Source organism: Anaerobacillus sp. QJM3NY_32 (assembly GCF_056173645.1).
In genome coordinates, this window is the sequence record NZ_CM149684.1 from 2,941,599 (window position 1) to 2,955,196 (window position 13,598).

The 13,598-nt window shown below is 41.6% G+C and carries 18 protein-coding genes and 1 other annotated feature; of the genes, 1 reads left to right on the forward strand and 17 read right to left on the reverse strand.

Annotated elements, in window-relative coordinates; translation table 11 throughout:
• Positions 1-546 (forward strand): transcription repressor NadR, encoded by a 546-nt coding sequence (locus tag AC0VYH_RS15490; RefSeq protein ID WP_370314245.1) that lies wholly within the window; start codon positions 1-3, stop codon positions 544-546.
• 70 nt (positions 547-616) lie between these two features.
• On the opposite strand, the gene pheA is transcribed toward AC0VYH_RS15490, so the two are convergent.
• From pheA to AC0VYH_RS15575, 17 genes are all read right to left on the reverse strand, one after another.
• Positions 617-1,480: a prephenate dehydratase gene (gene pheA / locus AC0VYH_RS15495; protein WP_194219405.1), complete on the reverse strand. Its 864-nt coding sequence runs from the start codon at positions 1,478-1,480 to the stop codon at positions 617-619.
• 9 nt (positions 1,481-1,489) lie between these two features.
• The gene (locus tag AC0VYH_RS15500; protein WP_194219404.1) at positions 1,490-1,939 is read right to left on the reverse strand and encodes an ACT domain-containing protein; all 450 of its coding nucleotides are present in this window, start codon (positions 1,937-1,939) and stop codon (positions 1,490-1,492) included.
• A 123-nt stretch (positions 1,940-2,062) separates the two neighbouring features.
• Positions 2,063-3,346 (reverse strand): GTPase ObgE, encoded by a 1,284-nt coding sequence (gene obgE / locus AC0VYH_RS15505; protein ID WP_194219403.1) that lies wholly within the window; start codon positions 3,344-3,346, stop codon positions 2,063-2,065.
• Positions 3,347-3,355: 9 nt separating this feature from the next.
• Complete coding sequence (locus tag AC0VYH_RS15510; protein ID WP_226614537.1) at positions 3,356-3,889, reverse strand: Spo0B C-terminal domain-containing protein; 534 nt, start codon at positions 3,887-3,889, stop codon at positions 3,356-3,358.
• A gap of 182 nt (positions 3,890-4,071) precedes the next feature.
• Positions 4,072-4,362, reverse strand: coding sequence for a 50S ribosomal protein L27 (gene rpmA / locus AC0VYH_RS15515; RefSeq protein ID WP_098444403.1), 291 nt, complete (start codon positions 4,360-4,362; stop codon positions 4,072-4,074).
• A gap of 13 nt (positions 4,363-4,375) precedes the next feature.
• On the reverse strand, positions 4,376-4,708 hold the full coding sequence (locus tag AC0VYH_RS15520) for a ribosomal-processing cysteine protease Prp (protein ID WP_475372727.1): 333 nt from the start codon (positions 4,706-4,708) through the stop codon (positions 4,376-4,378).
• Between the two features lie 11 nt (positions 4,709-4,719).
• Entirely contained in the window at positions 4,720-5,028 is a 309-nt protein-coding gene (gene rplU, locus AC0VYH_RS15525; protein WP_475372728.1) for a 50S ribosomal protein L21, read from the reverse strand.
• A gap of 12 nt (positions 5,029-5,040) precedes the next feature.
• Positions 5,041-5,115, reverse strand: a sequence feature (ribosomal protein L21 leader region).
• Between the two features lie 78 nt (positions 5,116-5,193).
• Positions 5,194-6,342: a ribonuclease E/G gene (locus AC0VYH_RS15530; protein ID WP_475372729.1), complete on the reverse strand. Its 1,149-nt coding sequence runs from the start codon at positions 6,340-6,342 to the stop codon at positions 5,194-5,196.
• Between the two features lie 31 nt (positions 6,343-6,373).
• Positions 6,374-7,198 carry a M50 family metallopeptidase gene (locus AC0VYH_RS15535; RefSeq protein WP_475367775.1) on the reverse strand — a complete coding sequence of 275 codons (825 nt, stop codon included), beginning with the start codon at positions 7,196-7,198 and terminating at the stop codon, positions 6,374-6,376.
• The gene (locus AC0VYH_RS15540; protein WP_430244029.1) at positions 7,198-7,932 is read right to left on the reverse strand and encodes a peptidoglycan DD-metalloendopeptidase family protein; all 735 of its coding nucleotides are present in this window, start codon (positions 7,930-7,932) and stop codon (positions 7,198-7,200) included. The genes AC0VYH_RS15535 and AC0VYH_RS15540 overlap by 1 nt, the downstream gene beginning before the upstream one ends.
• 188 nt (positions 7,933-8,120) lie before the next feature.
• Positions 8,121-8,921: a septum site-determining protein MinD gene (gene minD, locus AC0VYH_RS15545; protein ID WP_194219398.1), complete on the reverse strand. Its 801-nt coding sequence runs from the start codon at positions 8,919-8,921 to the stop codon at positions 8,121-8,123.
• Between the two features lie 19 nt (positions 8,922-8,940).
• On the reverse strand, positions 8,941-9,618 hold the full coding sequence (gene minC / locus AC0VYH_RS15550; RefSeq protein ID WP_430244350.1) for a septum site-determining protein MinC: 678 nt from the start codon (positions 9,616-9,618) through the stop codon (positions 8,941-8,943).
• Between the two features lie 41 nt (positions 9,619-9,659).
• Positions 9,660-10,205 (reverse strand): rod shape-determining protein MreD, encoded by a 546-nt coding sequence (gene mreD, locus AC0VYH_RS15555; RefSeq protein WP_430244027.1) that lies wholly within the window; start codon positions 10,203-10,205, stop codon positions 9,660-9,662.
• Positions 10,202-11,080 carry a rod shape-determining protein MreC gene (gene mreC, locus AC0VYH_RS15560; RefSeq protein ID WP_475372730.1) on the reverse strand — a complete coding sequence of 293 codons (879 nt, stop codon included), beginning with the start codon at positions 11,078-11,080 and terminating at the stop codon, positions 10,202-10,204. Before mreC ends, mreD begins: the two co-directional genes overlap by 4 nt.
• Positions 11,081-11,096: 16 nt before the next feature.
• Entirely contained in the window at positions 11,097-12,134 is a 1,038-nt protein-coding gene (locus tag AC0VYH_RS15565) for a rod shape-determining protein (protein WP_194219395.1), read from the reverse strand.
• A gap of 102 nt (positions 12,135-12,236) precedes the next feature.
• The gene (gene radC, locus AC0VYH_RS15570; RefSeq protein WP_194219641.1) at positions 12,237-12,908 is read right to left on the reverse strand and encodes a RadC family protein; all 672 of its coding nucleotides are present in this window, start codon (positions 12,906-12,908) and stop codon (positions 12,237-12,239) included.
• A 52-nt stretch (positions 12,909-12,960) separates the two neighbouring features.
• Positions 12,961-13,539 (reverse strand): Maf family protein, encoded by a 579-nt coding sequence (locus AC0VYH_RS15575; RefSeq protein WP_430244024.1) that lies wholly within the window; start codon positions 13,537-13,539, stop codon positions 12,961-12,963.
• Positions 13,540-13,598: the final 59 nt, after the last annotated feature.

A 13,598-nucleotide genomic window follows, 5' to 3' on the forward strand; every position in this document is an offset into this window, starting at 1 on the left:
GTGGGACAAGAAGGAGAAAAGATTCTAGGTGAGAACAGGAGGTTACTCATTCTTCAATGGCTAAAAGAGAGCGAAAAGCCTTTAACAGGAAGTGATTTATCAAAACGAACCAATGTCAGCAGACAAGTGATTGTCCAGGATATTTCTTTGTTAAAAGCAAGAAATGAACCGATTATCGCTACTTCCCAAGGATATGTCATGTTCTCTTCAGATCGGAAAGATACAAAGCAAGAACAAGTGATTGCATGCAAGCATTTACCAGAAGATACAAAAAATGAACTCTATACAATAGTTGATAACGGAGGGACTGTGAAAGACGTCACCGTTGAGCACCCTCTTTATGGACACTTAACAGCTTCACTTTACGTTGGAAATCGCTTTGAAGCAGATCAATTTCTTTCTAAGCTCTCTATGACAAATGCTTCTCTTTTGTCCGAGCTTACTTCTGGTGTTCATCTTCATACAATCGAAGCAAACTCTAAATCACAGCTTGAGGCTGTTATCAACGCATTAAAACACGAAGGGTTTCTTTTAGAACAGGACTAATTCTAAAAACTTTATTTTCCAATAAAAAAGAACGGCTCAGATGCCGTTCCTTTTTATTGCATTCCTATCGCTATTTATTCGTTACAACAAAGCAGGGGTACTCTCCTAATACAGAAATACCAATACCAAGCGCTTGAATTTCTTCCATTACACCTTTTAAGAGTACATCGCGGTTAGGACGTTCGACATCAATAATAAAGAAATAGTTACCAAGTCCTGTTTTCATTGGGCGAGACTCGATTTTCGTTAAATTGAGATTACGCCATGCAAATGCCGCAAGCACTTGATGGAGGGCTCCAGGATAATCTGAAGGAAGAATAATCTTGTAAGTGACGCGGTCTTCCCGAAATAGGTTAGTTCTCGGGAGTGGTTCAGCCGTTTGATGTAAAACAAGAAAGCGAGTATCATTATCTTCTGTATCATGTATGTCAGCCTGTGCAATGGTTAATCCGTATTTTTCTGCAGCAAGTTCATTACCAATTGCTGCCTCTTCGATCTTTCCGGTACTCTGCACATATTCCGCTGCAGCACTTGTAGACGCTGCATTACTAAGCTCAGCTTGAGCTAACTCCTTTTGGAGAAAAACATGGCATTGGGCTATCGCGTGCGGATGCGAAAGAACTCGAGTAATCTTTGTCCAATCGTTTTGATCAGGATGGATCAGTAAGTGCTGTCGAATTGGCAATACAAGCTCTCCTACGATTGGAAGTGAAACTTGCTGCGAAAGAAGATCAAGCGTCATATTAACGGAGCCTTCAATTGTATTCTCTAGAGGAACAACGCCATAGTCAACAGAACCATTTTCTACTGCTTCAAGGCATGCGCGAATCGTAGGAAAAGGTGTCCGATCCTCGTCTTGAAATAACGTTTTTGCTGCGATTTCTGTAAAAGTTCCTTCTGGTCCAAGAAAACCTATCTTCTTTTGATTATCCATTTTCTCCCCCTATGCTCCAGATCCAATAATTTCAGCATTGTTTACGGCTTCGATGTCTTTAATTTTCTCAAGCAAATTGCTTAAGCGTAAGTTTGTTTCACCAATTTCCATTGTTAAAATAACCGTAGCATAGCCCTGTAGGGGAATCGTCTGGTTAATCGTCAATAAATTGCAACCAAGTGAGGCTACTGTGCTAAGCACTCTAGAAAGCGCTCCTGAACGATCTTCCAAATGAACCGAGAGCGTTACGATCTGTTCAATGATCATCGTATGAAACGGTAAGATTGTGTCACGATATTTATAGAATGCACTCCGACTTACGCCAACTTCATCAATGGCTTCTCGAACTGATTCCACAGTGCCACTTTCAAGAAGAAGCTTGGCTTGCAGCGTTTTCAACATCGAATCAGATAGGACATCTTCCCGAACGAGATAAAAATTCTTATCGTCTTTGCTCATTCTTCCCCTCTCCTCTATCGCGGCCAGCTACGACCGATAATCGTCTACCATTTGGTTTGCTATGTTCATGTAGCTCTATGTAAAAAAAGACCGCCCTTCCATGAGGACAGTCTTCTCCGTTTATCAGTCTACGAACTCAAATTCGAACTCCAGAATTCGAACCGCATCTCCATCCTCAGCTCCACGCTCTCTTAGCGCATCATCAATTCCCATGCTACGCATTTGTTGCGCGAACCTGCGAACATTGTCTTCTCGGTTAAAGTCTGTCATCTTGAATAGCTTTTCAATTCGTGGTCCGTTAACAACGAATGTTCCGTCGCTATCACGCGTTACAAAGAACTCAGGTGCACCTTTTTCGTGACGGTACATCACGCGAGTCTCTTCTTCCTTCTCTTCATCAAGAGGGAACTCAGGTGTTGTCTCAAGCTTGTCTGCAATTTCAAACAATACTTCCTGGACACCTTGTCGCGTTACAGCAGAAATCGGATAAATCGGGAAATCTTCCTCAAGCTTTTCCTTGAAAATTTCAAGATTTTCTTCAGAATCTGGAAGATCCATTTTATTAGCGACAATGATTTGCGGACGTTCCATTAGACGCATTTTATATTGCTTTAACTCATCATTGATCTTCAAGTAGTCTTCATAAGGGTCTCGCCCTTCCATACCAGACATATCAATGACGTGAACGATAACTCGTGTTCGTTCAATGTGTCGAAGGAACTGATGGCCAAGGCCAACGCCTTCATGAGCGCCCTCAATTAATCCAGGTAAATCAGCCATAACGAAACTGCGTCCATCTTTTGTATCAACAACACCTAGATTGGGTGCAATCGTTGTAAAATGGTATGCTGCAATCTTGGGCTTCGCTGCTGATACTACGGATAGAAGCGTTGACTTACCTACACTAGGAAACCCAACAAGTCCAACATCAGCTAGAACCTTAAGCTCTAAAGTAACATCTTTTTCTTCCCCAGGTTCACCATTCTCTGAAAGCTCTGGTGCCGGGTTAGAAGGTGATGCAAAGCGTGAATTCCCACGTCCGCCTCGACCGCCACGCGCTACAGTTGCTCGTTGCCCATGCTCAGTTAGATCCGCAATAACTTCTCCCGTTTCCGCATTAGATACAATTGTACCAGGTGGGACCTTTACAACCATATCTTCTGAATTACGGCCATGCTGATTCTTCGAGCGACCATGCTCACCTGTTTTGGCTTTAAAATGACGATTGTAACGGAAATCCATAAGCGTACGAAGACCTTCTTCTACTTCGAAAATGACGCTTGCGCCTTTTCCTCCATCGCCTCCTGCTGGACCGCCATCCGGTACATATTTCTCTCGACGGAAGGCAACCATACCATTTCCGCCATCGCCTGCTTTAACAAATACTTTGACCTGATCTACAAACATACTTTCACCTCATTTAATCAAAAACGTGCTAACTAGCTCCTGACCCGTTTGCTCTAATTCAATCAATTTAGCGCTTTTCACCTCAGGATTTTCGAACGCCAGCTTGAGCTTGTTTTGATCGGAAACTTCACCTTGAAAATCAAAAACAAGATGAATTTCTTCGTGGTACAACTGAAGCGTTAATAACAAGTGATGATCTGATGGAACTTTTACATGAGAATCAAGCACTGTTGTACATCGAGAGATTAACTCGATAAGATCCGCTTCATAAACGCAAATATCATACTCGTCTCCGATCACTTCAAAATCCAACTGAAATAAATGGTTACACCAGTTAAACGTTAATATATATTCTGCAAGTTTCGGAGCATTTAAATTCGATAATTTTGCTTCCTGTCTCGACTGGATAATAATTTCTTCGATAATTTCCTTTGCCCTGTCTACATGATCCAGCGCAAGGTTTCCCTTGATCAGCTGCAAACGATTTAACCAATCATGACGAGAATGGCGCAGAACGTCAAAGGTATTCCAATTTTTAGACATAATTGCACTCCCAATGCTCTAACCATTTCCTTCATTATAACAATAGATCTTTTCTGTATGTTACTTTGGATTAAAAGAAAACAATCTTACGCGAATTCATTGTGCATCGTCACTTATCCATCTCATTTTCTCCATTATATCAAAAAACTCTAACCGTTCGGTTAGAGTTTTTCTTAAGTTGCTTATGCTTCCTTAGCAACTGGATATACACTTACTTGTTTACGGTCACGTCCAAGACGCTCGAATTTCACGACGCCGTCGATTTTCGCATATAGAGTGTCGTCTCCACCGCGGCCAACGTTTGTACCAGGGTAGATCTTAGTTCCGCGTTGACGGAAAAGAATCGAACCGCCGGATACGAACTCGCCGTCTGCGCTCTTCGCGCCAAGACGCTTGGAGATTGAATCACGGCCGTTTTTTGTACTACCTACACCCTTTTTCGATGCGAAAAACTGTAGATTCATTTTCAACATATTGTCCCACCTCCTATGTGTGAGTAATTTGGATGTGCTTGCCATATTCCTTGGCAATAGCAGAAATGGATACTTCCATTCCTTGAAGGAGAAGTTGAACATTCTCATCTATACGTTGTTCCAGATGATCCGGAACAGTACAGCTGAGGTAGCCGCCTTCATCCTCCATATCAACTATGAGAGTTACATCGCAAAGGGATTCAATCGCATTCACCGTCCCAATCGACACAGCAGAAACACCTGCACAAACTAAATCATAGCCATAAGGGCCAGAATCAGCGTGTCCAGAAAGGGAAAATGAAAGGATGCGATTGTTAGAATCTCGCTTCACCTTGAAACGTATCATCTTAGATATCCTTAAGCGTTAATTTTGTCGATAACTACTTTAGTGTAAGGTTGACGGTGTCCTTGCTTACGACGGTAGTTTTTCTTTGGCTTATATTTATAAACCGTGATCTTCTTACCTTTACCGTGCTTATCAACTTTACCAGTTACAGTAGCGCCATCTAGCATAGGAGAACCAACTTTAATGTCATCTCCACCTACCATTAGCACACAGTCAAAAGTAACCGTTTCACCAGCTTCAGTGTTTAGAAGCTCGATGTAGATTTCTTGACCTTCAGTAACCTTGATTTGTTTACCACCAGTTTCAATAATTGCGTACATACGTGCACCTCCTCTAATACTAAGACTCGCCATTGCAGGTGCTAGAAACTAGCTTAAAAACCTGTTCTTGAGCGGTTGTAGCTCTTTGGGTGCTTCCAAACGAACTAACCACTAAATCATACCACAGCTAAAATTGCCATGTCAATGCGATTAACGTGACTTATTTTACACAAACCGACTTAACGGAAGTCCGGACTTTTTACGTTGCATCTCAAATAGTCCTAGCTTTGTAAATCCTCCAACTTTTAAGCGTTTATCTGTTTCTTCTTTGCTTTTCATTAACGCATGAAGGTTCTGTTGCTCTTCTTTCTCGACTCGTAAAAAATCGACGACAATCAATCCACTAATGTTGCGAAGTCGAAGCTGTTTCGCAATTTCGTCCACCGCTAATCGATTCACTTCGAAATGAGTTTCATTTTTCGTCCCAAGCTTTACTCCTCCAGTATCGACGTCAATAGCTGTCAATGCATGCGTTTCTTCAATATGAAGATTCGCTTTCCCCATTTTAATGGTTTTCTTCATATTCAGAATGGTATCTTCAAGCTTATCAAGCTTTTTTTTCTTCTCATTCAATTCCATCAGGGTCGCATTCTTTGATAAAAGCGGAAAAAACGAGCTAACCGCTTCGGAGGAATTTGCCGCTAAACTACTCACCCGATGAAGGGGGTATAGTTTGCTCACTTCCTCCCCAAGGCCACTGTTTTTTTTCACCATACTAGGCGCTCGTTGTGAAGAGGATTGTTCGAGAATACGCAGCCATTCTTTACGATGAGACTGTAATTCCGCTAAAAGAGCTTCTTCCTTTATGTATCCTGCACTAGTTCTAAAGATAACACCTTCTTGCTCTATACAATATTTATCTGCAAATTGGAGTAGTTCTTCACGATTTGTAGTTAACTGCTTCGATACAGCTGAGTATCCTGCATAAGGCATGTAGACTAAGTGATCCAACGTCAGCTTAATTAGCTCTGTAACAATTGGGCCCTTCCGATCAACGCCTGGATGCTTTACTTGAACAAGAATAGCCTGTCCTTCTTGAACGCATTCAGAAACAGCCGGTAATGGTTCTCCAGCTGTCTTTTTCCCTTGCGCTAAAACAAATTCTTCTCCATTTAATAACCCGGGTTTTCCACTGCCTAAAGAGATAAAGGCGGCGTTTTTGCCATCTAATACGGAAGACACTTTTCCGAGAATAATATCTCCTTGAGAAGGCTTCCTATTCGTCAACGTTTCCGCCCATATATCTGTAAATTCATTATTTATTTCAATAGCTGCTGCCCGCCATTGATTTCTCTCAAGAACAATTAATCGCATAGCCGTTCTCCTTTAGTAGCTTTTCTTTAGTTTACCTAAATAGCGTTCCCACTGCACAGGCAATTTGATTTTTTTTGAAATAAGCCTCCAGTAAGAAATGTTCATCTGTTTCAATATTCAAATCTTGTATGAGGATATGGTAATGCTTCCCTCGTGAAAAGGTTGCTAGCAAGTCATTTAAGCGCATATCTGGAGCAATTGTAACAACCTGTTTTTTCCCATTAAACGATTTAGAATAGCGTTCAAGTAAAAATCTAAAATAAATATAAGGATGATGTTTCCATTCTTTAAATTGTGATACAGACAGAAACACAATCACCATCCACAAATTAAGATGAAAAGGAAATAATATCGCTGTTAAAATAATAAGAAGTGAAAAGCAAAACAACGAAGAATATAGCATCATTTTGTGAGCCGATTTAAAGGGAAGACGCAAAGAATAAAGAAGAAAGAGGAGCTTCCCGCCATCGAGTGGCCAAATCGGCAGCAAATTAAACAAAAGAATCATGATATTATGAAGCATAAAGAGATCGAACATGTCATTCCATATTCCCATATAATGGAGCGTCGCGCCAACCCCCATCATCCAAACATGCTGTAACGGCCCTGCGAGAATGACAATAAGCTCTTCTTTCAAGGGACGATTCCCATGTTCATCAACTACGGCTACGCCCCCAAATGGTAATAAAACGATCTCATTGATACGCCATCCTAAAATACGGGCTGCCCCCGCATGCCCTAACTCGTGAATGAGGACAACTAAGAAGAGCAGCAGCATCTCTCTAAACCTACCTGTTAAGATGGAAAGACCAATCGTCATCCAAAATAGTGGATGGATCGTTATCATTTTCACCATTATTTGATTGGCACAACTTGAAGCGGATCAATAAATGCTTCGTTCTTCTTAATGGCAAAATAGAACGTTCCTGTCTTCCCATCATCAGAATTCGACACGCTTCCAAGTTGATCCTTTGTTTGAACAAAATCATAGATCGATACATCCACCGAATCTAGCATCCCATACCATGATTCACTACCATCCGTATGCTGAATCACTACTGTTTGGCCAATTCCTTCTTTCTCACCTGCATATGTCACTACTCCTGCATCGATTGCTTCAACATCGGAGCTTAAAACCGTTTCAACCATGATTCCTTTGCCCGTCGATTCAAAGCTTTCAAGTACTTTTCCGCTCGCAGGAAGGGCATAGCTAGGTGCTTCCCCTACTGAATCAGTTTCAGGCGCTGTCGGGAACAATGCCACAGGATTCCCAAACTTTCCTTCATACCAACTTTTCACAGTGGCAAACTGAAATTCTTCTACCATCATGTCTGACACATACTCCTGAACAGGCGCAACCTTATCGCTCTCTGCTTTAAATAGTATTCCTGCAGCAAGAAACAAGCATGCCGCAACCATCGAGCGCATTAAAAAACTTTGCCTGTTAAAGAGAGGATGGATTTTGACCTCCGTGTTTTGAAAAGAAGATGAAGGGATAGCATCATGACGTCTTTCCATTTGGGGAACTGGTCGCCGCTGTCTTTTTCTTGAATGAAGTCGTTTCCTTACATCATCTAGGTCTCTCCGCATTCTTCACCCAACCTTCCTATAAGTAGTACTCAGTTTATGACTTGTCCTGTGGGGATATGTCATTGAGAATACTTTCTTTCACAAGGAATTGAATGAAATGAAGATCACACAACCGATCAAAAGCCGTCTTACTTTGATAAGGAAGAAGGAATAGCAAGAAACAAAAAAATCCCGGCCGCAGCCGAGATTTAGGAACGCATTCCAAAGAATTTCTTCACTTTACTAAACATCCCTCGTTCTTCCTGGAGAGAAAGAAGCGGAACAGATTCACCTAAAATTCGTCTCGCGATATTGCGATAGGCAATGGATGCTTTTGAACTAGGGTCGAGCGCAATGGGCTCTCCTTTGTTAGATGCTGTAATAACTGTATCGTCATCGCCAACAATGCCAAGTAGATCGATAGCAAGAATAGAAACGATTTCATCTACATCTAGCATTTCTCCACTTTCCATCATATGGTTTCGGATACGATTAACAACAAGTTTTGGTGCTTCAATACCTTCTTCTTTTTCAAGAAGGCCTATAATACGATCAGCATCTCGAACAGCCGACGTTTCGGGAGTTGTGACTACAACCGATTTATCCGCGCCTGCAATCGCATTCTTAAAGCCCTGCTCAATGCCAGCAGGACAGTCAATGAGAACATAGTCATAATCCTGCTTTAACTCACCAATAATCTTCTTCATTTGCTCTGGCTGCACAGCAGATTTATCTTTCGTTTGAGCTGCAGGTAGCATATAAAGCGCTTCAAAACGCTTATCTTTTATTAACGCTTGATGTAGTCGACATCGCTCTTCAGCAACATCGACAAGATCGTAAATAATACGATTTTCAAGTCCCATGACTACATCAAGATTTCGAAGACCTATATCTGTATCTACCAGACATACTTTTTTCCCCGATAGTGCAAGAGCTGTCCCAATGTTTGCTGTCGTTGTGGTCTTACCCACACCACCTTTTCCGGAAGTAATGACGATAGCGTCTCCCACACAACATTCCCCTTTCTGTCTACAACCTAGTCAAATTCGGTCGAACTTTAGTCAGTATTTGAACGCGATCAACGCTAATTTCAGATTGCCCGTCCTTAACAAAAGCACATTCTGCTTCATGAATACTTACTCCTGCTTGATCAGGTGGCCTGCTTATTAGTTCAGCGATTTTCAACTGAGATGGCTTCATAACAGATGCCGTAATCACGGCATTTATATCGCCATAAGCCCCTGCATGTGCGATGCCTCTAAGCGAACCCATTACGAATATATTCCCTGCAGCCATTACGGTGCCACCAGGATTAACGTCGCCAATCAAAAGAAGGTCTCCTTCTACTTCAAGTACCTGTCCGGAACGAACGGTTCTCGAAACAGATGTTACAGTTGTTCTTTTTCGCTCTGCTTCCGCTTCACTCCGAGAGATGACATTTGAATCAATCCGATCAACTTCAAGGTTTTGCTTAGATTGAATCATGGCACGAAGCTCTTCTTCTTGTTTGTCTGTTAAATATCGATTACCCAATTTAAGGGTAACAGTAATCGTATGACCTTCCGTCTGCTGTATATGACGAGCGGAAAGTTTTTCATCAAGTTCATTTATAACATCACGAAAAGCGCAAGAATCATCTAGAATCAGATTCAAGCCATCTTTCGTTCCTTTAATCGTGACAAAATGCTGTGTTTGCTTTTGTACCATAGACAATTTCATTCACCTCAACATAGAATAATTCAACGTTGCTAAAGGAAACTCCTTCTTTTGGCCTGATTTTCTTGTCTACGGTTTTCCGATAAATCATCCAGCAACCGTTTAACAGGATAGTAAACAATAAGCAAAAAGATTCCATTTAAAAGTAATGAAGGAAGATAGCGTTTGTAGAAAAAGGAAGAGAAAGAAAGATCCGTTACATTAATAAGTGAAAATAGTTCATACACATAGAATTCCACCAATGATACGCCCAGTAAACCGAGGATAAGCGTTGTAAACCAATTCAGGTGAAATACTTTCGATAAATAACCGATTATGTAGGCTGCAACAGACATTCCAAACATATAGACACCAACAAGATCCGTGTAGATCAAATCGTGCAATAGACCAAATACGACACCGTACACTACTCCATAAGCAGGGGAGAGAATCATTCCAATCATAATCACAATCACCGTAACAAAACGTGGGATTAATTGAAATTCAAATCCAAATTGCTCAGGGGCAAACACCTGAAAAACGGTACCTTCAAGAAGAAAAAGAACAAATAGCGTTCCAATTAGAAGAAAACGCCTCATTCCTCTTCACCTTCTCCGACATCAGGCGTAACATCCTGCGCTCCACGATCGATTACCATAACATTGTTAATATCATATAAATCGGCCGCTGGTTTCACATAAGCCGTCTGAGTCGTTCCAACGTTGTCTGTTTCAACATCTACAATTTCCCCGATGACAATACCTCGTGGAAAAATGCCTCCATTACCTGCCGTAATAACAGTTTGACCTTTTTCAACCTTTGTATCTACTGGAATTTTCGAGAACATAAGCACTTCTTTTTCAGTATCATAACCTTCTATTGTACCGAAAACGTTCTTATCTTCTTGAGTCATAGCAGCGATTCGATTCGTCCGGTCTACATCACTCACTAGCTGGACAGTCGATGAAAAAGGCTGAACGTTTTTCACTTTACCGATTAATCCATCCGGTGTGGCAACAGCCATATCCGCTTCTACCCCGTCCTGTTTACCTTTATCAATCGTTAATAAATCATTCCACCGATCTGGAGATCTTGCAATCATATTTGCGTGAAATGTTTGATAGCTAGCTAACCCAGTTGATGAATCGATGTTTAATTCGCTTTTTAAGTCTTCATTTTCCTTCTTCACTGTTTTGAGCTCTTCTGAGACAGCAACAAATTCATTAAGTCTCGATTTCAATAGCTCATTTTCTTCGTACATGTCCTTCATATCACCAATACTCTCAAATAAACCCGCTACTGAATTAGCGGGTTTATAGAAGATTGATTGAAGCCAGCCAACGGAATCTTTGAAAAATTGCTCCGGCATCGTGAGAGCATCACGTTCTTTCATAGACGTCCCAATTAACGCTACAAGAATAATGATACTAACAAGTAATACAATGAGTCGTTTATTCGAAAAAAATTGTGGCATGCCTTACACCTTCCAACTACTTCTGTTTTGAGCGGGAAGTAATACCAGCTCTAGATTTGAACAGATGAATATTTTCTAGCGCACGCCCAGTACCAATCGCTACGCACTCAAGCGGATTCTCAGCTACAATAACAGGCATTTTTGTTTCATCGCTAATCACCTGATCCAAGTTACGAAGCAATGCACCACCGCCTGTAAGAACAATTCCACGATCCATAATATCTGCTGCAAGTTCTGGCGGTGTTTTCTCAAGTGTTACTTTAACAGCTTCCATAATGCTATTAACCGTATCACGAAGAGCGCCCGACACTTCATCAGCGGATACGCTGATCGTCTTTGGAAGACCCGTTACAAGGTCACGTCCACGAATATCCATCGCTTCAATACCTTCTGTCGTTCCAGCAGATCCGATTTCAAGCTTAAGCTGTTCAGCTGTACGCTCACCAATCATTAAATTGTATGTTTTCTTCACATATTGAATGATAGACTCGTCCATCTCATCACCAGCAATGCGAATCGATTCACTTGTAACGATTCCACCTAATGAGATGATCGCAACTTCTGTTGTTCCTCCACCAATATCGACAACCATACTACCAGTTGGTTCCCAAACTGGTAGATCAGCTCCGATTGCGGCTGCAAACGGCTCTTCAATTGTATAAGGTTCACGTGCTCCAGCTTGACGAGTTGCATCTTCTACTGCTCTTTTTTCGACAGCAGTGATCCCTGAAGGTACACAAACCATCACGTTTGGCTTACGTGCGAACACAGAACGGTTTTTCTGTGCCTGTTGAATAAAATATTTTAGCATTGTAGCCGTTGTTTCAAAATCAGCAATAACGCCATCTTTCATTGGACGAAGTGCAACGATATTACCCGGTGTACGTCCAATCATGTTCTTTGCGTCGTTTCCGACTGCTTCAATAGAACCTGTATCTGTACGAAGTGCCACAACTGATGGCTCTCGAACAACAACGCCTTTTCCTTTTACATATGCCAGCGTATTAGCTGTACCTAAATCTATTCCCATATCTCTTGAAAATCCACCAAACATTTATGTTAAATCTCCCTTCAATTCAAGCAAAACTCATAAATATGATTATACTGCATCAGTATTGAAAACGGTAGTGGGAAAACGTGCTATCCCACGTCCGATTTATACATACCCTTTTTCTTTTAAACTAATAAACTTCTGATCTCCGATAATAATATGATCTAGCATATCAATACCAAGCATTTTACCACATTCTGCAAGACGTTTTGTCACTTCAATATCTTCTCTGCTCGGTGTTGGATCACCGCTCGGATGATTATGAAAACAAATTAATGAAGCTGCCGACCGCCTAAATGCTTCACGAAAGACCTCACGCGGATGAACAATCGATGCGTTTAGACTTCCAACAAAGACAGTTTGACGATGCAGTACCTGATTCTTCGTATTTAAGTATAAGCAAACAAAATGTTCTTGTGATAGGAAGCGCATGTCTTCCATCACATAATTCGCACCATCTTCAGGAGAACGAATCGTATAGCGCTCTTCTAATTGAAGGCGGCTAACTCTTCTACCGAGCTCCATCGCTGCGATTAGCTGAACCGCTTTAGCAGTTCCAACGCCGTTTAGAGACGTTAACTCTTCAATACTTGCATCTTTCAGAAGTCGAAGTCCTTCAAAGTTCTGGATAATGCGATAAGAAAGCTGAAGTACTGACTCCTGCTTTGTTCCTGTCCTGAGGATAATAGCTAATAATTCTTGATTGGATAAGGTCTCAGGACCATCCTTCATCAGACGCTCTCTCGGTCGCTCTTCTTCAGGATAATCTCGAATCATTAAAGGTGTTTTCAACAACACGCTTCCTCCCTGGATTCATCTTCATGACTGACTACCGCTGAATCTCCGGAACAATTCCAAACGCACGAAGCTCTCGTAGCGTTTTCGAAATAGGAAGCCCTACCACACTATAATAATCACCATGAATTCGCTTCACAAAGGCGGCACCGAAACCCTGTATGCCATAACCTCCCGCTTTATCAAAAGGCTCTCCTGTATCCAGATAGTTCTCAATCTCCTGATCTGTTAACTCCCAGAATTCTACTTCAGTTGCTTCAAAGAATTGAGAACTTCGTTCACTGGATAGAATGGCCACACCTGAATAAACGACGTGAGATCGTCCTGATAAGGCTTTAAGCATCTGCCTCGCATGCTCGCGGCTATCAGGCTTTCCAAGGACCTCATGGTCGAGTGTAACAACCGTATCTGCACCTAGCACGACAGCATCTGAAGTATTTGTATACACTTCATTTGCTTTCCCTAAGGCAAGCTGTTTCACAAGTTCTGAAGGTGGGACAGATTGAGAGAGATGCTCTTCAAAGCGGCTAACGATAATCTCAAATTGGAGATTCATTTGATCTAGAAGTTCTTTTCTTCGTGGAGACCCTGAGGCTAAGACGAGGCGCTTCATTTTACCACCCTTTTTGTAAGTGATTCATAAGTGGGAAAAGGGCTTGATAACAGCTTATC